Here is a 26389-nt window from a genome sequence, read left to right on the forward strand (position 1 = left end):
GATGTCCAGTTCGCCCGGCGCCTATGAGTCACTGCTGCGGTTTCTGTACCGTTCGCCGGTGGCCCTGCTGCAGACCACGCTCGACGGCCAGATCGAGTTGATCACGCCGATGGCGGCGCGCTTCCTGATGCCGCTGGCGCCGGCCGGACGGCTGGATTGGCTGTTCCCGCTGATCGAGCCGCAGCATCCGGGCCTGGCGGCAGCAGTGGCCGCCTTCACCGAGCCGCGCGGCGTGGTGTGCGATGGCGTGCTGTTGCGCATCCCCGATGGCGCCAGCACACACCTGCTGTCGATGTGCATGCTGCAGATGGACAAGGCCCGCGCCGATGCCGGGCTGCCGGATGCCAGCGGCGAGGCCGTGCCGCACGACCTGGTGGTGGACGATGCGCCACGCCTGCTGGTGCTGCTCAACGACATCACCTTGCCGGTGGGCACGGTCGAGCGCGAGCGCCGTGCGCTGGAGGAGCAACTGCATCTGGCCACGGCGGCGGCCGGCCTGGGCAGCTGGGTCATCGACGGGCCGCCGGCCGATCCGCCTGCGGCCGACGCCAGCGTGGCCGAGGCCCCGGCCCGGCCACCGCGCGAGCCGCTGGCCGGTCTGCGCTGGAACCCCCGCACCTTTGCGCTGCACGGCTGCGCCGACGCCAGCCGGGTCAGCCCGGCCCAGGTGCTGGCCGAGACCACCACGACCGCCGATCGCCAGGCCCTGGCCGACTGGATCGCCGCGCAGCTGGCCGACACCCGTGACGACACGCTGGAATACGCCGTGCGCTGGCCCGACGGCCAGCGCCACTGGCTGTGCGTCAAGGGCCAGCTGCTGCGCGAGGTCGATGGCCCGCAGCGCCGACTGCTGGCCGTGGTGTGGGATGTCACGCCCGCCCACCAGCACCGTGCGGCCGTGCAGGCGCAGCGCGTGGCCGAGGAAGCCAGCCGCGCCAAGAGCGAGTTCCTGTCGCGCATGAGCCACGAGTTCCGTACGCCGCTGAACGCCATCCTGGGCTTTGCCGAGGTGCTGCTGATGGCGCAGGAGCCCGAACTCTCGCCGCGCCAGCGCCGGCAGGTGGGCCACATGCGCGATGCCGGCCGCCTGCTGCTGCAGCTGGTGAGCGACCTGCTCGACCTGTCGCGCATCGAGGCCGGCATGCTGCCGGTGCGGCCCGAGCCGGTGGATGCGCTGCCCGCGGCGCGGCGCGCCATGCAGTCCCTGGAGCTGGCGGCCAGCGCCGCGCATCTGCAGCTGGTCCTGGCGCCGCCGGCCACCGGCGCGGTATGGGTGCAGGCCGACCCCACGCGGCTGGAGCAGGTGCTGCTCAACCTGCTGAGCAACGCCGTCAAGTACAACCGGCCCGGTGGCCAGGTGCTGCTGCGCTTCGAACAGTTGCCCGGCCACTGGCAGCTCAGCGTGGAAGACAACGGCCTGGGCATGAGCCCCGAACAGCAGGCCCGCCTGTTCCGCCCCTTCGACCGCCTGGGCCGCGAGACCTCGGGCCTGCCGGGTGCCGGCATCGGCCTGGTGATCGCGCAGCAGCTGGTGCTGGCCATGCAGGGCAGCCTGAGCGTGCGGTCGCAGCCGGGGCAGGGCAGCAGCTTCATGGTCGTGCTGCCGGTGGCCGAGTTGCCGGCCCAGGGGGCCGAGGCCGCGCCCGGCCGCACCGGTGCCACCTGGCGCGCCGACGTGCGCGGCGTGGTGCTGAGCGTGGAAGACAACCCGCACAACCAGGCGCTGATGGCCGACATCGTGGCACTGCGCCCGAACGTGCGCCTGCTCACGGCGGCCAGCGGTGAACAGGCGCTCGCGCTGGCGCGCGCCCATCCGCCCGACCTGGTGCTGCTGGATCTGGGCCTGCCCGACATCGACGGCCTGAGCCTGTGGGAGCAACTGCGCCAGCTGCCGGCGCCCAGCGTGCCGGCTGCCGTGGTGGTGTCAGCCCATGCGGCGCCGGCCGAGATCACCCGCGCCCATCAGGCGGGCGTGCAGGCCTACCTGACCAAGCCGGTGGATGCCGCGCGGCTGCTGGGCACGGTCGACCGGCTCCTGCTGCGCGGGCCCGGCGCCAACGATGCGGCCGTGCCAAACCCCCAGGCGCTGGGCCGCGCGCCCTGAGCTGGGTGGATGCGGGCTGCGCCGGCCAGGCGCCGGCGGCAGGCTCAGCGGTAGAAGGCCTCGACCTTGCCCTTCAGCTTGATCAGCAGCGGGCGACCCTTGCGGTCGACCGTCTTGCCGGCGGGCACCTTGATCCAGCCTTCGCTGACGCAGTATTCCTCGACGTCGGCGCGTTCCTGGCCGTTGAAGCGGATGCCGATGTCGTACTGGAACACCGCGGCCACATGGTGCGGGCTGCGCGGGTCGATCGACAGGTGGTCGGGCAGGTCCGGGCGGCCTGCGGTCTCGGGGGTGTTCGGGGTATCGCTCATGGTGGGGCGCGAGTGTAGCGGCGCGCCCCACCTGCGCCCCATCCAGGCCCCGTCAGGGCATCATCGCGAAGCGGTCGCGGTTGGCCTTGGCGCACTCGCTGATGACGGTCAGTGTGCGCAGCACGCCCGCGTTGCCGATGACGAAGGGGTTAGCCATGGCTGGGTTGGCCTTCATCGCCGCCAGGCGCTTGACGGTCAGGTCATTGGCCGGGTGGTTGGACAGCAGCACCTCGATGTTCTCGGTGCGTGCCAGCTCGCGCATGCGGTCGGCGGCGGCGATGTAGGCATCCAGGCGCTGCATGTCGCGGCCGAAGTTGAAGCTGGTGCCGCCCCACACCAGGGCCTTGTAGCTGCGGCCACCGCTCCTCACGTCGAACACCGGCGACAGCGTGCCCAGGGTGTGCCCCGGCGTGACGACCAGCTTTACCGTGGTGTCGCCCTGGCGCAGCAGGTCGCCGTCCTGGGCCGAGACGTCACGGGCGCGGTCGATCTTGGGCGGTGCCGGCCAGATCGGGCTGGCGAACTCCAGCTGTGTGGCGGTCATGGTCCAGTCCAGCGCACTCATCACCACGCGCGGCTTGGTGGCGCCGGCCAGGGCCTTCACATGGTCGGCGCCGCCGTAGTGGTCGCCGTGGCCGTGCGTGACCAGCACCGTCTTCACGTCGGACGGGCTCAGGCCCTGGCTCTTCAGGCCGGGCACGATCAGGCGGTCGACCTCGTCCACCGTGTTCAGCGCGTCGATCAGGATCACGCCGTCGCTGGTCTTCAGCGCCCAGGCGCTGACCCAGGCGCTGCCCACGTAGGCCAGGTTGTCGAAGGCCGCGCCGGGCGGCGGGGCGGGGCGGGCGATCAGCGCGGCCAGGTCGATGCTGCCGGCCTCGGGCCGCTTCACCGGGGCCGGCTTGCACAGGCCCAGGTACTCGGGGTAGTCCTTGCCGGCGGCGGCTTCGGCCGCGGCGATGTGGGCCTGCACCGAGGCCTCGGTGGCCGGTGGTGGCGTGGTGGCGCAACCGGCCACCAGAGCGGCCAGCGTGGCGGCCAACGTGGTGGCCAGGGCGGTGCGAACGGGGCGCTTCATGCGTGTGTCTCCTCTTCGGGTGGGCAAGATGTCCAGCGGTCCACGCTAGGGCCGTTGTCGGCGTTGCGTGTACGTGATGTCGCGTACCGCCCGGTGCAGGCCTGCAGGGCCGGGCTGCGCGTCAGCCGAAGCAGCGGCTGCCGTAGGCCAGGCGTTCCTGGCATTCGGCCACCATGCGCTCCAGCAGGTCCTTGCAGGTGGGGATGTCGTCGATCAGGCCCACCACCTGGCCGGCCCACACCAGGCCCGAGTCGACCTCGCCGCTTTCCAGCGCGCCGCGGCCTCGGGCGCCGGCCACCAGGTGGCGCACGTCCTCGTACTGCGCACCGCCGGGGCGGCGCTCGATGGCCACCACCTCGTCGGAGATGGCGTTCTTCATCACGCGGCCGGTGTTGCGCAGCGTGCGGAAGATCAGCTGCGTCTGGCGCTCGTTGGCGCCCACCAGGGCCTGCTTGATGTGGTCGTGGATGGGCGCCTCCACCGTGGCGCAGAAGCGCGTGCCCATGTTCACGCCCTCGGCGCCCAGCACCAGAGCGGCGGCCATGCCGCGGCCATCGGCGATGCCGCCCGAGGCGATCAGCGGGATCTTCACCACGCGCGCCGCCGCCGGGATCAGCACCAGACCGCCCACGTCGTCCTCGCCCGGGTGGCCGGCGCATTCGAAGCCGTCGATCGAGATCGCGTCGACGCCGTCGCGCTCGGCCGACAGCGCGTGGCGCACCGAGGTGCACTTGTGCACGATGCGCACGCCGGCGGCCTTGGCCTTCTCGATGAAATCTTTCGGGCTGCGGCCGGCGGTCTCGATGATCTTCACGCCGCTCTTGATCGTGACGTCCAGGTACTCGGCATAGGGCGGCGGGCTGGCCGTCGGCAGGATGGTGAGGTTGACGCCGAAGGGCTGGTCGGTCATCGAGCGGGTGCGCTCGATTTCGGCGGCCAGGGCATCGGGCGTGGGCTGGGTGAGCGCGGTCACCAGGCCCAGACCGCCGGCGTTGGACACGGCGGCCGCCATCTCGGCGCGGCCCACCCATTGCATGCCGCCCTGCACGATGGGGTAGCGGATGCCCAGCAGTTCGGTGATGCGGGTCTTCATGGTGCGGCTCATGGCGAAAGTCTCCTCGCAGGGAAAAAGGGTTTGCGGGCCATTCTGGCCAGCGGACCCGGCGGGCGATGTCACGCGCGGGGCAGGGCAGAGCGGTGGCGCAGAGACAATGGCCCGATGCCCCGCCTTCAATTCGAATTCACCGAGCCGCCGCTGTTCTCCACCGGCATCCAGATCTACGTCAGCCATGTCAACCAGGGCGGCCACCTCGACCATGCCCAGCTGATGACCCTGGTCAGTGAGGCGCGGGTGCGCTTCTTCCAGCACCTGGGCTACCGCGAGCGCACGGTGGAGGGCTGCTCGATCGTGGTGGCCGACATCGGCGCGCAGTACATGAGCGAGGGCTTCCACGGCGAGGTGATGCGCGTGGGCATCACGCCGGCCGACGTCAACCGCTACGGCCTGGACCTGCAGTTCCGCATGGACGAGGAAGCCAGCGGCCGGCCGGTGGCGCGCGGCAAGATCGGCGTGGTGTTCATCGACCCCGAGACGCACCGGCCCACGCCGGTGCCGGCGGCCTTTTTGGCGCGGCTGGAAAACGGCTGAGCCGCCGCCCCGGGTTGACCCGCAGCGCCGCTGTCGCCTGAGCGAAGCGCGCGCCGGCAGGCGCTGCCCAGAATGCGCGCATCGCCCCAGCCGGAGACGCGCGCATGACCGCCACACCGAATGTGCCAGCCAAGGCGCCCGACGCCGTGGCCACCGTGGTCACGCCCGATGCCGCCTGGCTGGCGCGCCAGCCGGCCGAGCCCATCCTCGATCCTGAGCGGCCCATCGTCGACCCGCACCATCACCTGTGGCAGCGGCGCGGCCACCGCTACCTGCTGGACGAACTGCTGGCCGACACCGGCAGCGGCCACCGCGTGGTGGCCACGGTGTTCGTCGATTGCGTGGCCTTCTATCGCGCCGATGGTCCGGTCGAGATGAAGCCGATCGGCGAGACCGAGTTCGCCAACGGCGTGGCGGCCATGGCGGCCAGCGGCCTGCACGGGCCCACGCGGGCCTGCGCCGGCATCGTCAGCCATGCCAACCTGACGCTGGGTGCCGCCGTGCGGCCGGTGCTGGAGGCGCATCTGCGTGCCGGCAACGGGCGCTTTCGCGGCATCCGCCATGCCGGCGGCTGGGACGCCAGCCCGCAGATCCTGGACAGCCACACCAAGCCGCCGCCCGGCCTGTACGGCGAGCCGCGCTTTCGCGAGGGCTTTGCGCAGCTGGCGCCGCTGGGCCTGAGCTTCGAGGCCTGGCAGTACCACCCGCAGCTGCCCGACGTGCTGGCGCTGGCGCGCGCGTTCCCGGATACGACCCTCGTGCTCAACCACTGCGGTGGTCCGCTGGGCGTGGGGCCCTATGCCGGCCAGGCCGATGCGGTGTATGGCCAATGGCGGCGTGATCTGCTGGCGCTGGCCGCCTGCCCGAACGTGGTGGTCAAGGTGGGCGGGCTGGGCATGCGCACCACGCACTTCGGCTTCGATCGCCGACCCGTGCCGCCCAGCTCGCAGGAACTGGCCGCGGCCTGGAAGCCCTGGGTCGAGACCTGCATCGAGGCCTTCGGTGCCCGGCGCTGCATGTTCGAGAGCAACTTCCCGGTCGACCAGGTGAGCACCGGCTATGCGGTGCTGTGGAACGCCTTCAAGCGCCTGGCCGCGGGCGCGTCCGCCGACGAGCAGCACGCCCTGTTCGCCGGCACGGCGGCGCGCGTGTACCGGCTGGACCTGCCGCCGGCCTGAGGCCGCGCGCCGCCCACGCTCAGTCGATCGTCACCTTCGCCGCCTTCACCAGCTTCGCGAACTTGTCGGTCTCGGCCTTGATCTGCTGGGCCATCTGCTCGCTGCTGTTGCCGATCGGCTCGGCGCCGATCTCGGCCATGCGCTGCTTGAACTCGGGCGAGTGGATCACCTTGACCATCTCGGTGTTCAGCCGCGCGAGCACGTCTTTCGGCGTGGCCGCCGGCGCCAGCACACCGAACCAGGTGCCGATGTCGAAGCCCTTGAGCCCGGCCTCCTCCAGCGTGGGCACGTCGGGCAGCACGCTGGCGCGCTTGCCCGTGGTGACGGCCAGCGCGCGCAGCTTGCCGGCCTTGATGTGCTGCAGCACCGGCGTCACGGTGTCGAAGGACATCGTCACCTGGCCGCCCAGCAGGTCGGTGGTCAGCGGGCCGCTGCCCTTGTAGGGGATGTGCATCAGATCGGCGCCGGTCAGGTTCTCGAACTGCGTGCCGATCAGGTGCTGGGCCGTGCCATTGCCGTTGCTGCCGTAGCTGTAGGCGCCGGCCTTGGGCTTGATCAGCGCCACCAGCTCGGCCACGTTCTTCGCCGGCGTGGCGGCGTTCACCACCAGCACATTGGGTACCAGGGCGATGGTGGTGATGGGCGCCAGGTCCTTCTGGAAGTCGTAGGGCAGCTTCTTGTAGACGCTGGATGCGATGGTGTGGTGCACCGCGCCCACCAGCAAGGTGTGGCCATCGGGCTTGGACTTGGCCACGTAGTCGGCGCCCAGCGTGGCACCGGCGCCCGGCTTGCTTTCCACGATCACCGTCTGGCCCAGCGCGGGCCCGAGCTTGTCGGCCAGCGCGCGGGCCAGCACGTCGGTGGTGCCGCCGGCCGGGAAGGGCACGACCAGCGTGACCGGCTTGCTCGGCCAGGGCTGGGCCTGGGCCAGGGTGATGGCGTGGCCGGTGATCAGCAGCGCCGCCGCGGCCAGGGTGCGCAGCACGGGGCGGCGCCGGGAGAGCAGGGTGGGCATCGGGGTCTCCTGGGTCTTGTTCGGGTGCGCGCAGCCGCTCAGGCGCCGGTGGTCAGCAGTTCGCACACCGCCTGCGTCACCGCGGCGGTGGTGGCGGTGCCGCCCAGGTCGCGGGTGTGCAGCGCCGGGTTGGCCGTGACCTGCTCCACCGCCTGCATCACGCGCTGCGCGGCCTCGGGCTCGCCCAGGTGCTCCAGCATCATCACCACCGACCAGAAGGTTCCCACCGGGTTGGCCAGGCCCAGGCCCATGATGTCGAAGGCCGAGCCGTGGATGGGCTCGAACATGCTGGGGTAGCGGCGCTCGGGGTCGATGTTGCCGGTGGGCGCGATGCCCAGGCTGCCGGCCAGCGCGGCGGCCAGGTCGCTCAGGATGTCGGCATGCAGGTTGGTGGCGACGATGGTGTCCAGCGTGGCCGGGCGGTTGACCATGCGCGCGGTGGCCGCGTCCACCAGTTCCTTGTCCCACTTGACGTCGGGGAACTCCTTGGCGATCTGCACCGCGATCTCGTCCCACATCACCATCGCGTGGCGCTGGGCGTTGCTCTTGGTCACCACGGTCAACAGCTTGCGCGGGCGGCTCTGGGCCAGCTTGAAGGCGAAGCGCATGATGCGCTCGACGCCGGCACGGGTCATCATCGACACGTCGGTGGCGGCCTCGATCGGGTGGCCCTGGTGCACGCGGCCGCCCACGCCGGCGTACTCGCCTTCCGAGTTCTCGCGCACGATCACCCAGTTCAGGTCCTGCGGGCCGCAGCGCTTGAGCGGCGCGTCGATGCCCGGCAGGATGCGCGTGGGCCGCACATTGGCGTACTGGTCGAAGCCCTGGCAGATCTTCAGGCGCAGGCCCCACAGCGTGATGTGGTCGGGGATGTGCGGATCGCCGGCGCTGCCGAACAGGATGGCGTCCTTGCCGCGCAAGGCATCCAGGCCGTCGGCCGGCATCATCACGCCATGCCGGCGGTAGTAGTCGCCGCCCCAGTCGAAATCCTCGAACTCGAAGCGGAAGGCGCTGCTGCTTCTGGCCAGCGCCTCCAGCACCTGGCGGCCGGCCGGCACCACCTCCTTGCCGATGCCGTCACCGGGGATGGTGGCGATCTGATAGGTCTTCATGCGGGGCTCCTGGCAGGCGGGTGGGGTTGAACAGTGGCCGCACTGTAGGAATTGGACGGCCCGTCTGCGCGCCGCTAAAGTCAATCCATCGTTCACCTGAAGTCAACAATCCAGGCCAGTCGCGCATGAGCTCCAGCCCCGCCATCCAGCCCACCGACCTGGGCTTTTTCTCGGTGCTGGCCGGTGCCGGCAGCCTGAGCGCCGCGGCGCGTGAGCTGGGCATCACCACGCCGGCGGTCAGCAAGCACCTGGCGCAGATGGAGCAGCGCCTGGGCCTGCTGCTGGTCAAGCGCAGCACGCGGCGCATGAGCCTCACGCCCGAGGGCGAGCTGTACTTGGCGCATGCGCGCCGCATCCTCGGCGACATCGACGACATGGCGCAACGCCTGGGCCTGTCCAAGGCCGTGCCGCAGGGGCTGCTGCGCGTCAACGCCACGCTGGGCTTCGGCCGCAGCCACGTGGCACCGCTGGTCTCGCGCTTCGTGCGCGCCAACCCGCAGGTGGAGGTGCAGTTGCAGCTGTCGGTGAACCCGCCGCCGCTCACCGACGATGCTTTCGACGTGTGCGTGCGTTTCGGTCCACCACCCGAGTCGCGCGTGATCGCGCGGCGCATCGCTCCCAACCGCCGGCTGCTGTGCGCCTCGCCCGCGTACCTGGCGCGGCACGGAACGCCGCGTGTGGCGGCCGAGCTGGCCGGTCACAACTGCATCGGCATCCGCCAGGGCGAGGAGGCCTTTGGCGTGTGGCGCCTGGCCAGCGGGCGCGGCCGCAGCGCCGCGGCCGGCGCCGACGCGCAGGCAGTGAAGATCCGCGGGAACCTCACCACCAACGATGGCGAGGTCGCGGTGAACTGGGCGCTCGACGGCCACGGCATCCTGATGCGCGCGGAGTGGGACATCGCCCGCTACCTGAAGAACGGCCGCCTGGTGCAGGTGCTGCCGCAGCTGCGCACGCCCGATGCCGACATCTACGCCGTGTACCCGCAGCGCCACCAGCTGGCGGCGCGGGTGCGGGCCTTCGTCGACTTTCTGGCCGCGCAACTGGCGCAGCGCAGTGCGGTGCGTGCAGCCTGAGCGCCGGCGCAGGTCGTTGGCGCATGGCACCTGCGCTGGAGCGGTCTGCCTAGTTCACGCAATACGGCCGAGGCCGGCCGGCCCCACAATCGCGCCCGCCCACGCGCCCTGTGCGCTGCCCACTTTCTTGCCGATCCATGAGCGTTCATCCGTCTGCCAACCTGCCCGGCAATTCGCCGGCGCCCGCGCGCCCTGCCGTCACGCTGCACCGTCTGCGCGAGCAGGTGGCGCGCGGCGAGCCGCTGGCCATGCTGACCTGCTACGACGCCACCTATGCCGCGCTGCTCGACGCGGCCGGCGTCGACCTGCTGCTGGTGGGCGATTCGCTGGGCAACGTGATCCAGGGCCAGAGCGGCACGCAGTCGGTCACGCTGGAGCAGATGGCGTACCACACGGCCTGCGTGGCGCGCGGCCGGCGCAGCGCCTTCCTGCTGGCCGACCTACCGTTCGGCTGCTACGAGGCCTCGCCGCAGCAGGCCTTCGAGTCGGCTGCGGTGCTGATGCGCGCCGGCGCCCAGATGGTCAAGCTGGAAGGCGGCGGCGAGATGGTGGCCACGGTGCGTTTCCTGGTCGACCGTGGCATCCCGGTGTGCGCGCACCTGGGCCTGACGCCGCAGCGCGTGCATGCGCTGGGCGGCTTTCGCGTGCAGGGGCGTGACGACGCGGCGGCCGCCGCGCTGCGTGCCGATGCCACCGCGATGGCCGATGCCGGCGCCGCGATGCTGGTGCTGGAGCTGGTGCCCACCGCGCTGGCCACCGAGATCACGCAGGCCCACCCGGCCATGGCCACCATCGGCATCGGTGCCGGTCCGCACACGGCGGGCCAGGTGCTGGTGCTGCACGACGCGCTGGGCCTGACGTCCGATGTGAGCGGCCACGGCGCACGGCGTCCGCGCTTCGTGCGCGACTTCACGCGCGAGGCGGCCGATGGGCAGCCCTGCGCGACGCTCAGCCCCGGCCAGGCCGTGGCCATCTATGTGGCCGATGTGCGCGCGCGGCGCTTCCCCGACGCGCAGCGCCACGGCTTCTGACCACCGCATCCCCGATTCGACCGCTTTCACCGCACGCCATGCAGATCATCCACACCATCGCCGAACTGCGCGCCGCGCTGGCCGGCCAGACCGCCACCACCTGCGTGCCCACGATGGGCAACCTGCACGAAGGCCACCTGGCCCTGGTGCGCCAGGCCGCCGCGCTGGGTGGCCCGGTGGTGGCCACCATCTTCGTCAACCGCCTGCAGTTCCTGCCGCACGAGGACTTCGACCGCTACCCGCGCACGCTGCAGCGCGATGCCGAGCTGCTGCGCGGTGCCGGCTGCGACATCGTGTTCGCGCCCGATGAGCGCGAGCTCTACCCCGAGCCGCAGGTCTACAAGGTGGCACCGCCGGCGGCGCTGGCCGACATCCTGGAAGGCGAGTTCCGGCCCGGCTTCTTCACCGGCGTGTGCACGGTGGTGCTCAAGCTGCTGCAGATCGTGCAGCCGGCGCAGGCCGTGTTCGGCCGCAAGGACTACCAGCAGCTGCAGGTCATCGAGGGCATGGCGCGGCAGTTTGCGCTGCCCACCCGCATCGTGGCGGGCGACACCGTGCGCGCCGCCGACGGCCTGGCGCTCAGCTCGCGCAACGGCTTCCTGTCGGACAGCGAGCGCGCCGAGGCGCCGGCGCTGGCGCGCACGCTGGCGACGCTGGCCGCGGCCGCGCGCGATGGCGTGAAGCCACTGGCCGCACTGGAGACCGAGGCCCTGCAGACCCTGCGCCAGCGCGGCTGGGCCCCCGACTACCTGACGGTGCGCCGCCGCGCCGACCTGCTGGCACCCAGCGACGATGAGCGCCGTGCCGGTGTGCCGCTGGTGGCGCTGGGCGCCGCGCGCCTGGGCAGCACGCGGCTGATCGACAACCTGGAGTTCTGAACCCGCCTCAGCCGAAGGCCAGCTGCGCCTTCGCCGCCTCGGCGTGCACCCAGGCCAGGAAGGCCTCTACCGTGGGCCGCTTGGCATGGCGCGCCGGGTAGACCGCGAAATGCGCCTTCACGCGCACGCACTTGTCCAGGCCGAACACCGGCCTGAGCTTGCCCTCGCGGATGTGGCCGGCGGCCAGCATCGCGCTCTCCAGCGCCACGCCCAGGCCCTGGATGGCGGCCTCCATCGCCATCTGCGCGCGGTCGAAGCGCAGTGACAGGCGCTCGGGCGGGCGCTTGTCGCTGTAGGCCTTGAACCAGTCGCTCCACTGCACCACGTTCACGTTGCTCTGGATCAGCGGCACGTCCAGCAGCTGGTCGATGCGGCGCAGCCGCTGCGCGCGCAGGAAGGCCGGGCTGGCCAGCGGCACGATGCGCTCCTCGAACAGCGGCTCCACCACCAGGTCGGGCCAGTTGGGCACGCCGTAGCGGATGTCCAGGTCCACCGTGCCCTGCGTGAAGTCGCTGTGGATGTGGGCGGCCGACAGGTTCAGCGCGATGCCGGGGTTGGCCTGCGCGAAGGAAGGCAGGCGCTGCATCAGCCACAGCGTGGCGATGCTGGGCGAGCAGTGCACGTACAGGCTGTTGGCCACGCCCTGGCGCAGGTCGTCCGAGGCGGCCGCGATGGCCTGCAGCGCGCCGCTGATGCGCGACAGGTACTGCTCACCCGCGGCCGTCAGGCGCACGCCATGCGCGCTGCGCTCGAGCAGGCGCACGGCCAGCTGCGATTCCAGCCGCGCCACCTGGTGGCTGATGGCCGAGGCCGTGACATGCAGCTCGGCGGCGGCCAGCGCAAAGCTGCGCCGGCGCGCCACGGCCTCGAAGGCCTGCAGGTTGGCCATGGGGGGCAGGTGAGACATCGCGCGGCAGGTGGGTCAGGGCGCCAGGCGCGGCGCGTCCTGCAGCAGGCGCGCCACCTCGGCCTTCCAGAAGCGCGCCTGGCCGGTGGTGCCGTGGCCGGCGGTCTGCGGGCTGCCGGGGATCAGCAGCAGCCGCGCGCCAGGGATGCGTGCCAGCGCCGGCTCCATCACGCCCAGCTCGGGCGGGTTGCGCTCGTCGTCGGCCGAGTTGATCGCCAGCAGCGTGCCGCGGACCTTCTCCAGCCCGGCGCTGGCGTCGTAGTCGCGTGACGAGTCCCACTGGTAGAGCACGTCGTTGGCATCGGCCGTGAACGGCGCGGCCAGGCGCTGGTCGAGCAGCGCATCGGCCGCGGCGCGGGTGGGCGCCTGGCGGTACAGCGCCTGGTGGCCGCCATTGGTGGCCAGGTTGTAGAACACCGAGGCGATGCGCGCGCTGGCCGGCTGCTGCGTGTACTGGCCGCCCTGCCACGCCGGATCGTTGCGGATGCTGTCGACGATCAGCCGGCGCATCGCCCAGTTGCGCCCGCTCATCGCCACCGGCTGCGCGGCCATGGGCACGGCGATGTCGGCAAAGCCGGGGTGCTGCTGCGCGAACAGCCACACGTGCATGCCGCCCATCGAGTTGCCCAGCACCAGGCGCAGGTGCTTGATGCCCAGGTGTTCGGTCAGCAGGCGGTGATGGGCCCGCACCATGTCCTCGTAGTTGTAGCGCGGGAAGGCGGCCCTCATCCCGTCGGACGGCTTGCTGCTGCGGCCGTGGCCGATGGCGTCGGGCAGGATGATGAAGTAGCGCTGCGCATCCAGCGGCTGGCCGGGGCCGAACAGCTCGCCACCGAAGCTGGCCGCCTGCGCCAGGGCCAGGCCGTTGCCGGTGGTGCCGTGCAGCAGCATCACCGGCTCGCCGGCCGGGTTGCCCAGCGTGGTGACGTGCAGGCGCAGCTCGGGCAGCACCTGGCCATCGTTGAAGCGGAAGTCGCGCAGCGTGTAGCTGGCCTGCTTCAGGTTCGGCAGAGCGGATGCGGCGGTCTGGGCCTCGGCCGGCAGGGCCCAGCAGGTGATGCAGGCCAGGGCGGTGTGCAGCAGCCAGCGCAGGGGATGGGTCATGGTCTTGTCTCCAGTCGGGGGGCTGTTTGTATGCCGTGCCGGCCCTGTCACGCCCCTGGGGGCAACCCGGCGTTCAGATGACGAATTGTCATCTTAGTCTGACGAATCTTCGCTTGTCGTCAACCAAGCCTCTCGCCACCATCCGGCCCCATCACTTTCCCCTGCGATGGAGACATTCGAGATGCTGCTCAAGGACAAGGTTGCCGTGATCACCGGCGGCGCGGGCCGCAACGGCCTGGGCTACGCCACCGCGAAGATGATGGCCGCACAGGGCGCGCGCGTGGCCATCCTCGACCTGGCCGGTGCCGAGCCGGCGGCGGCCGCGGCCGACCTGGGCCCGGGCCACATCGGTGTGGTGGCCAACGTCACCGACAAGGCCGCCTGCGAGGCCGCCGCGGTCGAGGTGCTGACCCGGCTGGGCCGCATCGACATCCTGTTCAACAACGCCGGCATCACCCAGCCGCGCAAGACGCTCGACATCAGCGCCGCCGACTACGACGCCGTGATGGACGTCAGCCTGCGCGGCATGCTCTACATGTCGCAGGCCGTGATCCCGGCGATGCGTGCGCAGAAGTCGGGCTCGATCATCAACACCTCGTCGGTCAGCGCGCAGCGCGGCGGCGGCATCCTGGGCGGCCCGCACTACTCGGCCGCCAAGGCCGGCATGCTGGGCCTGGGCCGCGCGATGGCGCGCGAGTTCGGCATCGACGGCATCCGTGTCAATGCGGTCACGCCGGGCCTGATCGCCACCGACATCAACAAGGGCCTGATCCCGGAAGACCGCATGAAGGGCATCCTGGAGCAGATCCCGCTGAACCGCATCGGCGAGCCCAACGACGTGGCCGGCTGCGTGGTGTTCCTGGCCTCGGACCTGGCCAAGTACCTCACCGGCGTGACGCTGGACGTCAACGGCGGCATGCTGATCCACTGACCCCGCGCCCGCCCCACCGATCCTGCGCCGCAGAGCGCGCCCACCACAACGATCCCCGGAGACACACCATGCAACGCAACACCTTCACCCGTGCCCTGATCGCCCTGGCTGCCATGGCCGCGCTGCCGCTGGCCGCCCAGGCCCAGGCCACCGTGAAACTCTCGCTGGGCCATGGCGCGGCGCCGGGCAATCCGCGCCACGAGGCCTCGGTGAAGTTCGCCGAGATCGTCAAGGCCAAGTCGGGTGGGCGCATCGAGGTGTCGGTGTCGCCGTCGGCCCAACTCGGCGATGACGCGGCCATGGTCACCGCGCTGCGCACCGGTGCGCTCGACCTGTCGGCCAACTCGCAGGGGGCGGTGTCCACCGTGGTGCCCGAGTACGCCGCCTTCGGCATGCCCTTCCTGTTCAGCGACCTGCCTGGCGCCTGGAAGGTGCTGGACGGCCCGGTGGGCAAGGAACTGGCTGCCAAGAGCACCGAGAAGGGCCTGGTGGTGCTGGGCTACTGGGACAACGGCATCCGCCAGATGTCCAACAGCAAGAAGCCGATCCTGAAGCCCGAGGACCTGAAGGGCATGAAGATGCGCACCCCGCCCGATGCGGTGACGGTGGACATCATGCAGAGCATGGGTGCCGAGGCGCAGCAGATCAAGTTCGCCGAGCTGTACGTGGCCCTGCAGCAGGGCGTGGTGGACGGGCAGGAGAACCCGCTGATGAACATCTCGGCCAGCAAGCTGTACGAGGTGAACAAGTTCATCTCGCTGACCGGCCACAAGTACGAGATGACGCCTTTCCTGATGGGCAAGCGCAGCTGGGACAAGCTCAGCGAGGCCGACCGCAAGATCGTGCAGGACGCCGCCACCGAGGCCACCGCGCTGCAGCGCAAGCTGTCGCAGGAGGCCGATGACAAGCTGATCACCGAGTTGAAGGCCAAGGGCGTGCGCGTGGACGCGGTGGACAAGGCCGCCTTCGAGAAGGCCACCAGCGCGGTGGACGACAAGTGGATGGCCAGCCCGATCGGCGCCTACGTGAAGAAGGTCATCGCCGCCGCCCGCGCCAAGTGAGCGGGCAAGCCGGCGGTACCCCGACATGAAGACGATCGAACGCGCCATCGTCACCACCTGCCAGGCGGTGATGTGGATCACCACGGTGGTGATCTTCGTGATCCTGTGCGCCAACACCGTGCTGCGCTACAGCACTGGCGCCAGCTTGCAGTGGGGCAGCGAGCTGCCCGAGCTGCTGTTCCCGTGGCTGGTGATGGCCGGCGTGGTGCTGGGTGCGGCGCATGGCTCGCACATCACCACCGCCTTTCTGATGGAGGCGGTGCCCGCCGGCGTGCGCCGCGTGGTCAGCACCATCGTGTGGCTGTGCGTGGCGGGGCTGTACGGCACGCTGGCGCGCGCCACCTGGAACATGCTGGACATCGTGGCCGACGAGAAGTCGCCCATCCTGCAGGTGCCGGGCTCGGTGACCTACGGCTGCGTGATGGGCGGCATGGCCATGCTGGCCGTGCTGGCCCTGGTGTCGGCCTGGGAGGTGTGGCGCGGGCAGTCCAGGGGCGCTGCGCTGCACGACACGCCGGCACCTGAAGTGCACGTGGCCTGAGCGGGCGAGGAGTTGTTGACATGACTGCATTGATCCTCGTCGTCTTTGGTGTCTTCGCGGTGGCGGCCATGCCGATCGCCCATGCGCTGCTGGCTGCGGCCCTGGCCGCGGCGGCCAGTTCCGACCGCGTGCCGCTGGATCTGCTGGTGCAGCAGATGGTGGCCCAGGTGCAGAGCTTTCCGCTGATCGCCATCCCGTTCTTCATGCTCACCGGCACGCTGATGATGGGCGGCAAGCTGGGCGAGTCGCTGATCGGCGTGCTGTCCACGCTGATCGGCCGCTTCCACGGCGGGCCGGGCCAGGTGGGCGTGCTGTCGTCGACCATCTTCGGTGGTGTGTCGGGCTCGGCCGTGGCCGACGCCTCGGCCATCGGCTCGCTGCTGATCCCCTGGCAGAAGCGCCTGGGCTACCCACCGGCGTTCTCGGCGGCCACGCTGGCTGCGGCGGCCACGATCGACATCCTGATCCCGCCGTCGATCCCGATGATCCTGTTCGCACTCAGCTCCAACACCTCGGTGGCGGCGCTGTTCGTGGCCGGCATCCTGCCGGGCCTGCTGATGTGCGGTGGCTTCATGGCCGTGTGCTGGTGGGTGGGCCGGCGCCGCAACTTCCCGCGGGACACGCGCAAGCTGGAATGGGGCGTGTTCAGCCAGCAGCTGCTGTATGCCTCGCCGGCCCTGGTGCTGCCGGTGCTGATCATCATCTTCCTGCGCTTCGGCATCGCCACGCCCACCGAGGTGAGCGTGCTGTCCACGCTGTACGCCGGCCTGGTGTCGGCGGTGGTCTACCGTGACCTGGGGCTCAAGCGCCTGCATGCCGCGGTGGTGGAGGCGGGTCTGGCCACCGGCGTGGTGCTGCTGGTCATCATGGCCTCGGCCGCGATCGGCTGGCTGCTCACCTTCGACCACATGCCCGACGGCGTGGTGGGCTGGGCCAAGACCCACCTGTCCAGCGGCTGGGCGGTGATCGCGCTGATGAACGGCCTGATGCTGGTGTGCGGCATGTTCATCGACCTGCCGGCCGCCGTGCTGCTGCTGACGCCGGTGTTCGTGCCGCTGGCCAATGCCATCGGCATGGACCTCACGCAGCTGGGCATCATGATGACCGTGAACCTGGCCATCGGCCTGTACACGCCGCCGGTGGGCACCACGCTGTTCATCACCAGCGCGGTGGCCAAGGTCAAGGTGGGCCAGACGGTGCGCGAGCTGGGCCCCTTCTACCTGGTGGCCTTCGGCGTGCTGATGCTGGTGTCCTACGTGCCGGCCGCCATTCTCAAGTGAGTGCGCGGGCCGGCCTGCAGGGCCGGCCGCTGCGCCATCCCTCTTCTTCCAGGAGACTTTCCATGACTTCCCGTCCGGACACGCTGTCCGCGCTGGCGGCCTGTGCCCATCGCATCCGCCGTTATGCCGTGCGCATGGGCGATGTGCAGGGCCAGGGCTATGTGGGTCAGGCACTCGGCTATGCCGACGTGTTGGCCGTGGCTTACGGCCATGCGCTGAGCCTCAAGCCCGACAACCCCGAGTGGGAAGGCCGCGACCGCTTCCTGCTGTCGCACGGCCATTACGCCATCGCCCACTACGCTGCGCTGATCGAGGCCGGCGTGATCCCCGAGAGCGAGCTCGAGACCTACGGCAGCGACGACAGCCGCCTGCCCATGAGCGGCATGGCCAGCTACACGCCGGGCATGGAGATCTCGGGCGGCTCGCTCGGCCAGGGCCTGATCATCGGCGTGGGCATGGCGCTGGGCCTGAAGCACAAGAAGAACCCGGCCTTCGTCTACAACAGCATGAGCGATGGCGAGCTGGACGAAGGCTCGACCTGGGAGGCCGCGATGGCCGCCGCCCACCACCGGCTGGACAACCTGATCTGCCTGGTGGACATCAACAACCAGCAGGCCGACGGCCCGAGCCGCCAGGTGCTGGGCTTCGAGCCGCTGGCCGACAAGTGGCAGGCCTTCGGCTGGCATGTGCAGCGCGTGGATGGCAACGACCTGCCGGCGGTGCTGAACGCCTTCGACACCGCGCGTACGCTGGAAGAGCCCCAGCCCCGCGTGATCCTGTGCGACACGCTGATGGGCAAGGGCGTGCCCTTCCTCGAGGCGCGTGAGAAGAACCACTTCATCCGCGTGGACCCGCCCGAGTGGCAGCTGGCGCTGGCCCACCTGGATGCCACGGCGCCGTCAGGCGCCTCGAATGCTCGACCGCAAGGAGCCGCCGCATGAACGCCCCCGTCGTCAACGCGACCGCCGAGCCCAAGAAGAAGCTCACCACCTCGGCAATGATCGCCAGCATCGCCAGCGAAGGCCAGCGCACCGTGGCGGCGCCCTTCGGCAAGGCCCTGGTGGAGTACGCGGCCGATCGGCCGGAGGTCGTGGGCCTCACCGCCGACCTGGCCAAGTACACCGACCTGCACCTGTTCGCCCAGGCCTACCCCGAGCGCTTCCACCAGATGGGCATGGCCGAGCAGCTGCTGATGGGCGCGGCCGGCGGCATGGCCAAGGAGGGGCTGACGCCCTTTGCCACCACCTATGCGGTGTTCGGCACGCGGCGCGCGTATGACTTCATCCACCAGGTGATTGCCGAGGAGAACCTCAACGTCAAGATCTGCTGCGCGCTGCCGGGCCTGACCACCGGCTACGGCCCCAGCCACCAGGCCACCGAAGACTTAGGCATGATGCGCGGCATCCCGGGCCTGACCATCGTGGACCCCTGCGATGCGCTGGACATCACGCAGGCCGTGCCGCAGATCGCCGCGCACAAGGGCCCGGTGTACATGCGATTGCTGCGCGGCCAGGTGCCGCTGGTGCTCGACGAGATCGAGGGCTACAAGTTCGAGCTGGGCAAGGCCAAGCTGCTGCGCGAGGGCAACGAGGTGCTGGTGATCTCCAGCGGCATCCTGACCATGCGCGCGCTGGAAGTGGCGGCGGATCTGGCGAAAGACAACATCGGCGTGGCCGTGCTGCACTGCCCCACGATCAAGCCGCTGGACGAGGCCGCCATCTGCGAGGCCGTGCGCTACAAGCACCGCCTGGTGGTGGTGGCCGAGAACCACTCGGTGGTGGGTGGCCTGGGCGAGGCCGTGGCCAGCGCGCTGCTGCGCCACCGCGTGCAGCCAGCTGGCTTTCAGTTGGCGGGCCTGCCCGATGCCTTCCTCGATGCCGGCGCGCTGCCCACGCTGCATGACCGCTACGGCATCAGCCGCGAGGTGCTGGGTCAGCGCATCAAGGGATGGCTCGGCTGATGGCTACGCAAGACTTGGCGAATGCCATTCGATTTCTCGCCATCGACGCCATCGTCCGGGCCGGCGAAGGCCACCAGGGCGTGCCGCTGGGCATGGCCGAAATCGCCACGGCGCTGTACACGCGCCACCTGAAGTACGACGCGGCCGACCCCACCTGGCCCGACCGCGACCGCGTGGTGCTGTCCAACGGCCATGGCTCGATGCTGCTGTATGCCCTGCTGCACCTGATGGGCGTCGAGCGCATGGGCATCGACCAGGTGCAGACCTTCCGCGACTTCGGCTCGCGCTGCGAAGGCCACCCCGAGCGCGACATCGCCTCGGGCATCGAAGTCACCACCGGCCCGCTGGGCCAGGGCATCGCCAATGCCTTGGGGATGGCGGTGGCCGAGGCCTGGCTGAATGCGCGTTATGGCGACGCCATCTACCGCCACCACACCTACGCCTTCGTGGGTGATGGCTGCCTGCAGGAGGGCATTGGCCAGGAGATGATCTCGCTGGCCGGCCACCTGAAGCTGGGGCGCCTGATCCTGCTGTGGGACGACAACCAGATCACCGACGACGGCAGCACCGCGCTGTCGATCAGCGAGGACGTGGCCGCGCGCTGCCGCGTGGCGGGCTGGCATGTGGTGGAGGTGGACGGGCACGACCTCGAGGCCGTGTCGGCTGCGCTGGCCGAAGCCAAGGCCGATCCGCGTCCGTCGCTGCTGGCCTGCCGCACCACCATCGCCAAGGGCATCGCCCGTCTGCAGGGCCAGCGCGGCGGCCACAGCGGCAAGCTGTTCCCTGAGGATGCCCAGGCCGCGCGCGAACTGCTGGGCTGGCCGCACCCGGCCTTCCACATCCCGCCCGAGGTGCTGGCGCCCTGGCGCGAGGCCGGTGCCCGCCACGCGGCCGAACGTGCGGCCTGGCAGCAGCGCGTGGCGGCGCTGCCGGCGGCGCAGCGGCACGAGTTCGAGCGCCTGCTGACTGGCGCGCTGCCCGAGGGCTGGCAGGAGGCCTTGCTGCGCTACAAGCGCGAGGCCCCGGCGCGCGAGCCGCTGCCCAGCGGCATCTTCATTTCCGGCGAGATCGGCGATGTGCTCGGTGATCTGATGCCCGAGCGCCTGGTGGCCTGCGCCGACCTGGAGGCGCCCACCAACCACAAGCGCCGCCTGGCCGCCTTCACGGCCGAGGACCGGCGCGGCGCCTATGTGCACTGCGGTGTGCGCGAGCATGTGATGGGTGCCATGGCCAACGGCCTGGCCGCGCATGGCGGCGTGGTGCCGCTGGCCGTCACCTACCTGGCCTTCAGCGACTACGAGCGCCCGGCCATGCGCATGGCCGCGCTGATGGGCCTGCCGGTGAAGTTCGTGTTCAGCCATGACTCCATCGGCATCGGCAAGAACGGCCCCACGCACCAACCGGTGGAGATCCTGGCCTCGCTGCGTGCCATGCCCAACATGCTGGTGCTGCGCCCGGCCGATGCGGTGGAAGCGGCCGAGTGCTGGGCCATCGCCCTGGCCCAGACCGCCACGCCGGCCACGCTGGTGTTCGCCCGCCAGACGCTGCCGCATGTGCGGCGCGTGCACACCGATGCCAACCTGAGCGCGCGCGGCGCCTATGTGCTGCGCGAAGGCGAGGGCGGCCAGCGCCAAGTGACGCTACTGGCCACCGGCAGCGAGGTGCTGCTGGCGCTGCAGGCGCGCGAGCGGCTGCAGGCGCAAGGCATTGCCACGGCGGTGGTGTCGATGCCCAGCTGGGAGCTGTTCGAGGCCGAAAGCTCCGATTACCGCGCCAGCGTGCTGGGCCCGGCCGGCGGCGTGCGCGTGGGCTGCGAGGCCGCGGTGCGCCTGGGCTGGGACCGCTGGCTGGGTGAGCGCGGCGGCTTCGTTGGCATGAGGAGCTTCGGCGCCTCTGGCCCCGCCGATGTGCTGTACCGGCACTTCGGCATCACGGCCGAAGCCATCGAGGCCGAGGCGCTGCGGCTGCTGAAGTCTTGATCTGACCAAACAGACAAACCTCACCGGGGTCCCGACATTCGCGTGGGTTGATGGCGGGTTCATGTCGCCCACCATGCATGCACAGGCCGGCGGTGCGCGACGGCATGCGCTGCTCAGCCGCCTTCTGCGATGCCGAAGGCAGCGCCAGACTGGCTACGGTCGTCCAAACTTGACCGGTCGATAGCAGCTATCACCGTCTCCGGACATTCGACCAACAGATTGGGATCTGTCCAAGTTGGGAGCCAATAGGTCGTATCAACCTCGCCGTGCCGTCTTGTGTATCTTGGTCCGCGACCTACGCCGCACTGGCGCACGAGGGCTACTGCCGACCGGCGTGCGCTTGTCCAAATCAAGCGTCATCTCCTTTGCCTGCGGCATGTTGAACTCCAACATGCGCTCAAAGAGTGCCGATCCGGCTGCGCGCTCGGCGGCGCCCATGTCTTGCAACTGCAGCGCTATATCCAGCAACCATTCGGTGCTCAAGTACCAGGATGTCGCGATGTTGCCCATCTGATCGCCAGCCGCGTCGAGTAGTGCATGAACCACTCTGCAGGCGCGCGCCGGTTCCAACGCCACCAGCTTGACCAGCATTTCAGGCAGGCGCTCAGCTCGTCCGTTCTTCAACACGCTGGGGTAAGCCACCAAGGCATCCAACAAGTCTCTGGTCTCGATATCTGCTGCGAACCCATCATTCATGAAGATCGCAGACAACGCGGTCAACACTCGCTCGTCGCTGCTGCCTAGCAGCAGAAGCAAAATGGGATGAACCACTGGCCTAGTCATGGGCTCATGCCACAAGTTGGCCACAGCGTGCGCCACGCCTAGCGCTGTGTCTGAAGCAGCGTCAACACTCAGCGCCTTAACCAGTTCACGAGACCAGTCTTCCGCGGGGAATAGGGCATGTCGCAAACAGGCCAATTCCCCCGCTCCCTGCTGCCCCTCGCCTGCCATCTCAACAGTAGCCGTCATCCATCGCCGTACCGCTGCAACCGAAGCCCAGCGAAACGCATGCGCAACAAAGTGAGCCCAACCCCGCCCCGCAAGGATGGATGGCGCAGCCGTAGTCACCTGATCGACAAGAGCCTCCACCCTAGAACGATCCGCCATGCTCAGATACGTAAGCTCGCGCTGAATCAATGCCTCCCAAACTCGAGGCGACTCTGCGCGCGCGGCATGTTGTTCAAGAATGGAAAGCCAGCGATCAAGTCGCGGAGGCTCCACAGATAGACAGGCTGACGTTAGCGCCGTCAGCGTCGGGTAGTTCCCGTTCGGAAGCGCGGCAAGCGACCCATGCCCCCAAAGGACCGGAGAAGTGGAAGACGTCTCCTTTGCATCCGCCTCGATCTCCGCAGCGTCCTCAGTCGAACAGGGAACCAGCCAGCGCTCCATCCGATCTATGAGTTGGTCCGGAACAGGCGTCTCCTTGCTGGCCGCATTCGCAATTGCGTAGGCGGCATCGCGCCGAAACCCAGACCCGACAAAACCCTTGTCTTCCAATTCGGCAACCAAGGAGTAGAACGCAGGTGCGGTGAGTCCAGCCGGAATGAGTTCGCGAAGGGTACAAGAGACTGGAATCTCGTTGCGACCGGGATCAAGCGACCGCACAATACGGAGAACTTTGGCTAAGTCGTGCTTAGCCAACTCGGCCAACTCACGGCCTGCCTGTATGGCCCCGCCTTTCATTCGGTGCCGCGGATGATCCCAAGCTGCATCATCGGTAAGCTCGCTGAAGAGATTTAGGACGTCCGCGTCGGTGGCCCGATCCATCTGCTGAGCACTCACCGGACTCCCGATCCACTGGGCACCAGAGAAATGCACATCCTTATCAGTCAGGCCCGGAAAGGCGCGCTCCTCTTCGTTTACAAGCCGTTGGAGCGCAGCGCTTCTCCGTCCCTCAGGCAACGCCCGAAGCAATCGGAGTCGGTGCTGGCGAGCCCAATGCTGTCGTTGCTGCCTGGTGCCTGCATCATCTTGCTGCGCTGCCTCGTTGTAGTAGCGCCAATCGCGAAGGATGGTCTCCAGCTCCGCATAGCTAGGGTCATCGAGCAGCGAACTGATCCCTGCAATCATTGCAATGCTTTCCTTGTGTACATCGGTGTAAGGCCCGAGAACAAGGCGTCGAGAATCTCCGCGCAAGTAGTCAAACACGCGCTGCGGTGCGTGTGCGGCGACTCGCACAAGGCCTAGTGCCAAGAAGCGATGCACGAGGAGCAGGTCGGATTGGGAATTTGAGGCGACGAACTCCAGAAAACCATCTGGGTCAGAGTCCGCCCAGCCTTGAATTCCGAGTTGACATGAGCGAAGCAGGGGGCGATCGTTTCGTGCCTCTTCATCGTCCAAGTCTTGAAACATCAGCCCACTGTTTTTCCGATAGCCGATCACGACGCTCGGGGCCTCAGAGGCAAAGTGCTGCAGCCCCTCAAGAAGCAGTGGCCAAATGGCAATGACAAAGGCTCTCGGCGCAGCTTCGGCAATAGCCTCCATGTCATGAAACTGGCGCTCCTCGAACGCCGCCTGAACGTTCTTGGCCATCACGGCACAAGCCGCTTCATCGTCCTTGGGTGCGTTGGCTAGAGGCGCAGTAGCGGCGTCCATTCGGCGCTTGAGCCATGCCGCAATCAACCTGGGAGCGTCCTCAGGCTGAGCTGCACTCACCGCACCAGCTACATGCCCGATAGCCCACTCAGCAATCGGACTTCGACCGGCGATCAGGACAAGGCTGTCCAACCAAAGGCCGGCCTGCGGCGCGACGTCCCCGCCACCCAGGGCCTGCCAGCTTAGGACGTCTCTAGCTGCATCGTTCAACCAATGCCGCCGAACAAGATCGACAACAGCCACTGGACTAAAGTGCAAAGCCTGTCTAAGCATTGGCAACAGTGCCTGAGCTTGGTCCCCCGGCAATGCCATCAATTTGGGAAGATGCGCTTGCGACAATGCGGCAAACCATCCGGGGCTTCCAACTGCGGCCCCGATGAAGCGGGGTACGAACCACTGATCAGTCATGGCCTGTTCTACGAGCTGACGTTCAGCAGACGTCGGCGTAGTCTGCAAGCCCAAGAACTCGATCAACAACATCTTCAGATGCGGGCGCAGGTCCGCTGCCCACAGCCGCCCAATTTCGACGCCGTACTCCTCGGGACTCGCGCCGCGAAAGTATCCCAGCGCATGCCACATCTGAGGACGAATGCGTAGGCTGCCTTGCTGTGCTCGTACCGTTTCCGTAAGGCTTCCGCTTTCTTCCAGGAAGCTACGCGCGCGCACGAATTCATAAAGCGTTTGGTGTCGAAACTCCACTCGACCTGGCCCCTGGTCCAATCGGAGCAGTCCCGCAGATGCTAGACCCTGAATATCCGTGTAGTGATCTTCTACTTGAACAAGAGGCAGCCCCAACACCTCACGGTCGGCCATCAACTTCGCCAAATGGCGCAGAGTTGTGCGGCGCCGGCCGGTTGCGTCACTTAATACCTGAGTTTCCCATTGCTTCTCCAGCAACCCCTGAAAGCTCCTCAAGACTTCTGGCTCAGTAGTCCCGCCGAGAAGAGATAGGAAGATTTCTAGGGCATGTGGCGACCGCAACACCTGCTGAATATCCTGATTCCACACGTCAACGTGAAGGCCCCGCGCCGCCAGAACCGGCTGGACAGTCGACCACTCTGGTAGCTCCAATCGGATGACAGTCGCGTCAAGATTCCGAAGTGCGGGATCATGCTTTTGCTCAAAGGTGCGGCACGAGATGACGGTGTGCACCCCTTCTGCCTCGGATAGGTCTTGAACTAAGTCCAGCAGTACACGCAAGCGCGCTGAGTGCTGGACAACCAGGTCCGCCAATGCATCTACCTGATCAATGAGCACCAGGACAGGCACAGTTCTCGCGAGGCCGCGCAAAATGGTGGCGGTGTCAGCCTCCAGATTCAGATGCCTTGCGAGTGCCTGCCGATCTAGCACGTCCGGCGGGAGTCGGTCAGCCTTGATGGCAAGTACGCACCAGCCTGCCGCCTGCCTCTCCTGCGCCAGTCGTACCAGCAAAGAAGACTTCCCGCATCCTGGATCACCTAGCAAAAAGTGTGTGCTCGACGCCTCGGCAGGAAGGCTCTCTATCAATGAGCTCAGCTCTGGGCGATGAAGCCACGTCCCATCCGACAACGTGCTAGGCCAGCTCAGCAATGGAGCCGACGCACTTCGCAACGTCGTTGGAAGGTCAGGTGAACTCGCCCAGGGCGCCGAGCTTCTCTTTTCAGCACTCGGGGGGGGGGGGCCTTCCGGGCCACTCGCCATACCCTTCAGAAAATCGACCAAAGCCTTGTGGATGAGAGCTTGGCGCGACTTCGGCTTAGCAATCTCGATGTGGTCCCCGTCGATGGCGGTGGGGATAACTCCTTCAATTCCCGGGTCGCTGCTATTCCTATCAACGATCAGTTTCCGCCCGCCAAGCGCAAGGCCAAGTATTCGGCGTCCAATGAAAACACCCTTGGATTCAAAGAAGACTCGCACGCCGAAGCTGCGTTGCGCTTGCAGGTATCGAAACTGCCCATTCAACAACTTCAGCCAGGCGTCATCACTGACCATGTTGGTGACCTGAGCATTCGTCCTCAGCAGCAGACGCAGATTGTGCGCAACGGTAGCAAGGCTTGCCCCCTGATGCGGTGTGCCAATGAAAACAACGCCAGCAATTCGCTGCAGCAGCGTCAGCCGAAGCGGGTCGCCGAGCGCCTGCGCTTGTGTCATGCCAGACTTGATGACCAAGCCACCAAGGCTATGCCCAACCAAGACAATCCTGTGGCCCTGCAAGTCTTGCTCGACCTGCAAGGCAGCAAACAGCGCTTCTCCTAGATCGGCAAGATGCATGGCGTCATCTGTCCAGCCGGAGAGTGCGGCACCGTATCCTGCGACCCAGACATCGCATCCAGCGTCTTCGCCGATCCAACTAGGCCAGAGAGTCGTGTGGTCCTTCGGGTTGTGCATCCACGTAGATCGCGCATCTCCACCGAGACCATGTACGAAAACAACGTGTAGTGCATCTGGCACCGAAGGCTTATGCACCCGCGTCAAGATTGTCATCCGCAGCTTCCCAGCATCCTTGTAGGCACCATTGTGTCTGACTACAAGGTGCGATCAGCAAGGCTAGAAACCAGTTTCTCGGTACGTGTTACGGGTGCCAGTTCGAGAGGGGAACTGCAGGCGCCCCAATCAATTGCAGA

Annotated in this window: 21 protein-coding genes; 13 read left to right on the forward strand and 8 right to left on the reverse strand. The window is 68.4% G+C overall.

Annotated features, from left to right (window positions below):
- The first annotated feature begins 1 nt into the window (after nt 1).
- Nucleotides 2–2104 (forward strand): hybrid sensor histidine kinase/response regulator, encoded by a 2103-nt coding sequence (locus AACH10_RS22065; RefSeq protein ID WP_341412689.1) that lies wholly within the window; start codon nt 2–4, stop codon nt 2102–2104.
- A 44-nt stretch (nt 2105–2148) separates the two neighbouring features.
- On the opposite strand, the gene AACH10_RS22070 is transcribed toward AACH10_RS22065, so the two are convergent.
- The 3 genes from AACH10_RS22070 to AACH10_RS22080 all read right to left on the reverse strand — a co-directional run bounded on the left by AACH10_RS22070 (nt 2149) and on the right by AACH10_RS22080 (nt 4586).
- Entirely contained in the window at nt 2149–2415 is a 267-nt protein-coding gene (locus tag AACH10_RS22070) for a DUF3297 family protein (RefSeq protein ID WP_341412690.1), read from the reverse strand.
- A gap of 52 nt (nt 2416–2467) precedes the next feature.
- Nucleotides 2468–3493: an MBL fold metallo-hydrolase gene (locus tag AACH10_RS22075; RefSeq protein ID WP_341412691.1), complete on the reverse strand. Its 1026-nt coding sequence runs from the start codon at nt 3491–3493 to the stop codon at nt 2468–2470.
- Between the two features lie 121 nt (nt 3494–3614).
- On the reverse strand, nt 3615–4586 hold the full coding sequence (locus AACH10_RS22080) for an NAD(P)H-dependent flavin oxidoreductase (RefSeq protein WP_341412852.1): 972 nt from the start codon (nt 4584–4586) through the stop codon (nt 3615–3617).
- Nucleotides 4587–4712: 126 nt separating this feature from the next.
- Between AACH10_RS22080 and AACH10_RS22085 the strand changes: the two genes are divergently transcribed.
- Nucleotides 4713–5141 (forward strand): acyl-CoA thioesterase, encoded by a 429-nt coding sequence (locus AACH10_RS22085; protein ID WP_341412692.1) that lies wholly within the window; start codon nt 4713–4715, stop codon nt 5139–5141.
- 104 nt (nt 5142–5245) lie between these two features.
- The gene (locus tag AACH10_RS22090; protein WP_341412693.1) at nt 5246–6319 is read left to right on the forward strand and encodes an amidohydrolase family protein; all 1074 of its coding nucleotides are present in this window, start codon (nt 5246–5248) and stop codon (nt 6317–6319) included.
- A 19-nt stretch (nt 6320–6338) separates the two neighbouring features.
- On the opposite strand, the gene AACH10_RS22095 is transcribed toward AACH10_RS22090, so the two are convergent.
- A complete protein-coding gene (locus AACH10_RS22095; RefSeq protein WP_341412694.1) occupies nt 6339–7334 on the reverse strand; it encodes a Bug family tripartite tricarboxylate transporter substrate binding protein in 996 nt (331 codons plus the stop codon).
- 38 nt (nt 7335–7372) lie between these two features.
- The gene (locus tag AACH10_RS22100) at nt 7373–8446 is read right to left on the reverse strand and encodes a tartrate dehydrogenase (RefSeq protein ID WP_341412695.1); all 1074 of its coding nucleotides are present in this window, start codon (nt 8444–8446) and stop codon (nt 7373–7375) included.
- Nucleotides 8447–8571: 125 nt separating this feature from the next.
- On the opposite strand from AACH10_RS22100, the gene AACH10_RS22105 reads away from it, so the two are divergent.
- The 3 genes from AACH10_RS22105 (at nt 8572) to panC (ending at nt 11428) form a co-directional block, all read left to right on the forward strand.
- Nucleotides 8572–9519, forward strand: a complete 948-nt coding sequence (locus AACH10_RS22105; protein ID WP_341412696.1) for a LysR substrate-binding domain-containing protein — start codon at nt 8572–8574, stop codon at nt 9517–9519.
- Between the two features lie 137 nt (nt 9520–9656).
- The gene (gene panB, locus AACH10_RS22110; protein ID WP_341412697.1) at nt 9657–10550 is read left to right on the forward strand and encodes a 3-methyl-2-oxobutanoate hydroxymethyltransferase; all 894 of its coding nucleotides are present in this window, start codon (nt 9657–9659) and stop codon (nt 10548–10550) included.
- A 38-nt stretch (nt 10551–10588) separates the two neighbouring features.
- Nucleotides 10589–11428, forward strand: coding sequence for a pantoate--beta-alanine ligase (panC, locus tag AACH10_RS22115; RefSeq protein WP_341412698.1), 840 nt, complete (start codon nt 10589–10591; stop codon nt 11426–11428).
- Between the two features lie 7 nt (nt 11429–11435).
- Here the strand turns inward: panC and AACH10_RS22120 are convergent, their stop codons facing one another.
- Both AACH10_RS22120 and AACH10_RS22125 read right to left on the reverse strand, forming a co-directional pair.
- Nucleotides 11436–12335, reverse strand: coding sequence for a LysR substrate-binding domain-containing protein (locus AACH10_RS22120; protein WP_341412699.1), 900 nt, complete (start codon nt 12333–12335; stop codon nt 11436–11438).
- A 15-nt stretch (nt 12336–12350) separates the two neighbouring features.
- A complete protein-coding gene (locus AACH10_RS22125) occupies nt 12351–13439 on the reverse strand; it encodes an alpha/beta fold hydrolase (protein WP_341412700.1) in 1089 nt (362 codons plus the stop codon).
- 181 nt (nt 13440–13620) lie between these two features.
- Here AACH10_RS22125 and AACH10_RS22130 point away from each other — a divergent pair, with 181 nt between their 5' ends.
- The 7 genes from AACH10_RS22130 to AACH10_RS22160 all read left to right on the forward strand — a co-directional run bounded on the left by AACH10_RS22130 (nt 13621) and on the right by AACH10_RS22160 (nt 21191).
- On the forward strand, nt 13621–14370 hold the full coding sequence (locus AACH10_RS22130) for an SDR family NAD(P)-dependent oxidoreductase (protein ID WP_341412853.1): 750 nt from the start codon (nt 13621–13623) through the stop codon (nt 14368–14370).
- Between the two features lie 68 nt (nt 14371–14438).
- A complete protein-coding gene (locus AACH10_RS22135; protein WP_341412701.1) occupies nt 14439–15431 on the forward strand; it encodes a TRAP transporter substrate-binding protein in 993 nt (330 codons plus the stop codon).
- A 25-nt stretch (nt 15432–15456) separates the two neighbouring features.
- Complete coding sequence (locus tag AACH10_RS22140; RefSeq protein WP_341412702.1) at nt 15457–15972, forward strand: TRAP transporter small permease; 516 nt, start codon at nt 15457–15459, stop codon at nt 15970–15972.
- Between the two features lie 20 nt (nt 15973–15992).
- Entirely contained in the window at nt 15993–17252 is a 1260-nt protein-coding gene (locus AACH10_RS22145; RefSeq protein ID WP_341412703.1) for a TRAP transporter large permease, read from the forward strand.
- Between the two features lie 62 nt (nt 17253–17314).
- Nucleotides 17315–18193 carry a transketolase gene (locus AACH10_RS22150; protein ID WP_341412704.1) on the forward strand — a complete coding sequence of 293 codons (879 nt, stop codon included), beginning with the start codon at nt 17315–17317 and terminating at the stop codon, nt 18191–18193.
- A complete protein-coding gene (locus AACH10_RS22155; protein ID WP_341412705.1) occupies nt 18190–19212 on the forward strand; it encodes a transketolase family protein in 1023 nt (340 codons plus the stop codon). The genes AACH10_RS22150 and AACH10_RS22155 overlap by 4 nt, the downstream gene beginning before the upstream one ends.
- Entirely contained in the window at nt 19212–21191 is a 1980-nt protein-coding gene (locus tag AACH10_RS22160) for a transketolase family protein (RefSeq protein WP_341412706.1), read from the forward strand. Before AACH10_RS22155 ends, AACH10_RS22160 begins: the two co-directional genes overlap by 1 nt.
- A gap of 255 nt (nt 21192–21446) precedes the next feature.
- Here the strand turns inward: AACH10_RS22160 and AACH10_RS22165 are convergent, their stop codons facing one another.
- Complete coding sequence (locus tag AACH10_RS22165) at nt 21447–26249, reverse strand: alpha/beta fold hydrolase (RefSeq protein ID WP_479725279.1); 4803 nt, start codon at nt 26247–26249, stop codon at nt 21447–21449.
- Nucleotides 26250–26389: the final 140 nt, after the last annotated feature.

It is taken from the genome of Pseudaquabacterium inlustre (genome assembly GCF_038066595.1).
GTDB classification, from domain to species: Bacteria; Pseudomonadota; Gammaproteobacteria; order Burkholderiales; family Burkholderiaceae_C; genus Pseudaquabacterium; species Pseudaquabacterium inlustre.

What these genes read in the sequence shown, in the direction of transcription:
- AACH10_RS22065 (WP_341412689.1), top strand. Translation starts at nt 2, where the DNA reads ATGTCCAGTTCGCCCGGCGCCTATGAGTCACTGCTGCGGTTTCTGTAC.
- AACH10_RS22070 (WP_341412690.1), bottom strand. Translation starts at nt 2,415, where the DNA reads ATGAGCGATACCCCGAACACCCCCGAGACCGCAGGCCGCCCGGACCTG.
- AACH10_RS22075 (WP_341412691.1), bottom strand. Translation starts at nt 3,493, where the DNA reads ATGAAGCGCCCCGTTCGCACCGCCCTGGCCACCACGTTGGCCGCCACG.
- AACH10_RS22080 (WP_341412852.1), bottom strand. Translation starts at nt 4,586, where the DNA reads ATGAAGACCCGCATCACCGAACTGCTGGGCATCCGCTACCCCATCGTG.
- AACH10_RS22085 (WP_341412692.1), top strand. Translation starts at nt 4,713, where the DNA reads ATGCCCCGCCTTCAATTCGAATTCACCGAGCCGCCGCTGTTCTCCACC.
- AACH10_RS22090 (WP_341412693.1), top strand. Translation starts at nt 5,246, where the DNA reads ATGACCGCCACACCGAATGTGCCAGCCAAGGCGCCCGACGCCGTGGCC.
- AACH10_RS22095 (WP_341412694.1), bottom strand. Translation starts at nt 7,334, where the DNA reads ATGCCCACCCTGCTCTCCCGGCGCCGCCCCGTGCTGCGCACCCTGGCC.
- AACH10_RS22100 (WP_341412695.1), bottom strand. Translation starts at nt 8,446, where the DNA reads ATGAAGACCTATCAGATCGCCACCATCCCCGGTGACGGCATCGGCAAG.
- AACH10_RS22105 (WP_341412696.1), top strand. Translation starts at nt 8,572, where the DNA reads ATGAGCTCCAGCCCCGCCATCCAGCCCACCGACCTGGGCTTTTTCTCG.
- panB (WP_341412697.1), top strand. Translation starts at nt 9,657, where the DNA reads ATGAGCGTTCATCCGTCTGCCAACCTGCCCGGCAATTCGCCGGCGCCC.
- panC (WP_341412698.1), top strand. Translation starts at nt 10,589, where the DNA reads ATGCAGATCATCCACACCATCGCCGAACTGCGCGCCGCGCTGGCCGGC.
- AACH10_RS22120 (WP_341412699.1), bottom strand. Translation starts at nt 12,335, where the DNA reads ATGTCTCACCTGCCCCCCATGGCCAACCTGCAGGCCTTCGAGGCCGTG.
- AACH10_RS22125 (WP_341412700.1), bottom strand. Translation starts at nt 13,439, where the DNA reads ATGACCCATCCCCTGCGCTGGCTGCTGCACACCGCCCTGGCCTGCATC.
- AACH10_RS22130 (WP_341412853.1), top strand. Translation starts at nt 13,621, where the DNA reads ATGCTGCTCAAGGACAAGGTTGCCGTGATCACCGGCGGCGCGGGCCGC.
- AACH10_RS22135 (WP_341412701.1), top strand. Translation starts at nt 14,439, where the DNA reads ATGCAACGCAACACCTTCACCCGTGCCCTGATCGCCCTGGCTGCCATG.
- AACH10_RS22140 (WP_341412702.1), top strand. Translation starts at nt 15,457, where the DNA reads ATGAAGACGATCGAACGCGCCATCGTCACCACCTGCCAGGCGGTGATG.
- AACH10_RS22145 (WP_341412703.1), top strand. Translation starts at nt 15,993, where the DNA reads ATGACTGCATTGATCCTCGTCGTCTTTGGTGTCTTCGCGGTGGCGGCC.
- AACH10_RS22150 (WP_341412704.1), top strand. Translation starts at nt 17,315, where the DNA reads ATGACTTCCCGTCCGGACACGCTGTCCGCGCTGGCGGCCTGTGCCCAT.
- AACH10_RS22155 (WP_341412705.1), top strand. Translation starts at nt 18,190, where the DNA reads ATGAACGCCCCCGTCGTCAACGCGACCGCCGAGCCCAAGAAGAAGCTC.
- AACH10_RS22160 (WP_341412706.1), top strand. Translation starts at nt 19,212, where the DNA reads ATGGCTACGCAAGACTTGGCGAATGCCATTCGATTTCTCGCCATCGAC.
- AACH10_RS22165 (WP_479725279.1), bottom strand. Translation starts at nt 26,249, where the DNA reads ATGACAATCTTGACGCGGGTGCATAAGCCTTCGGTGCCAGATGCACTA.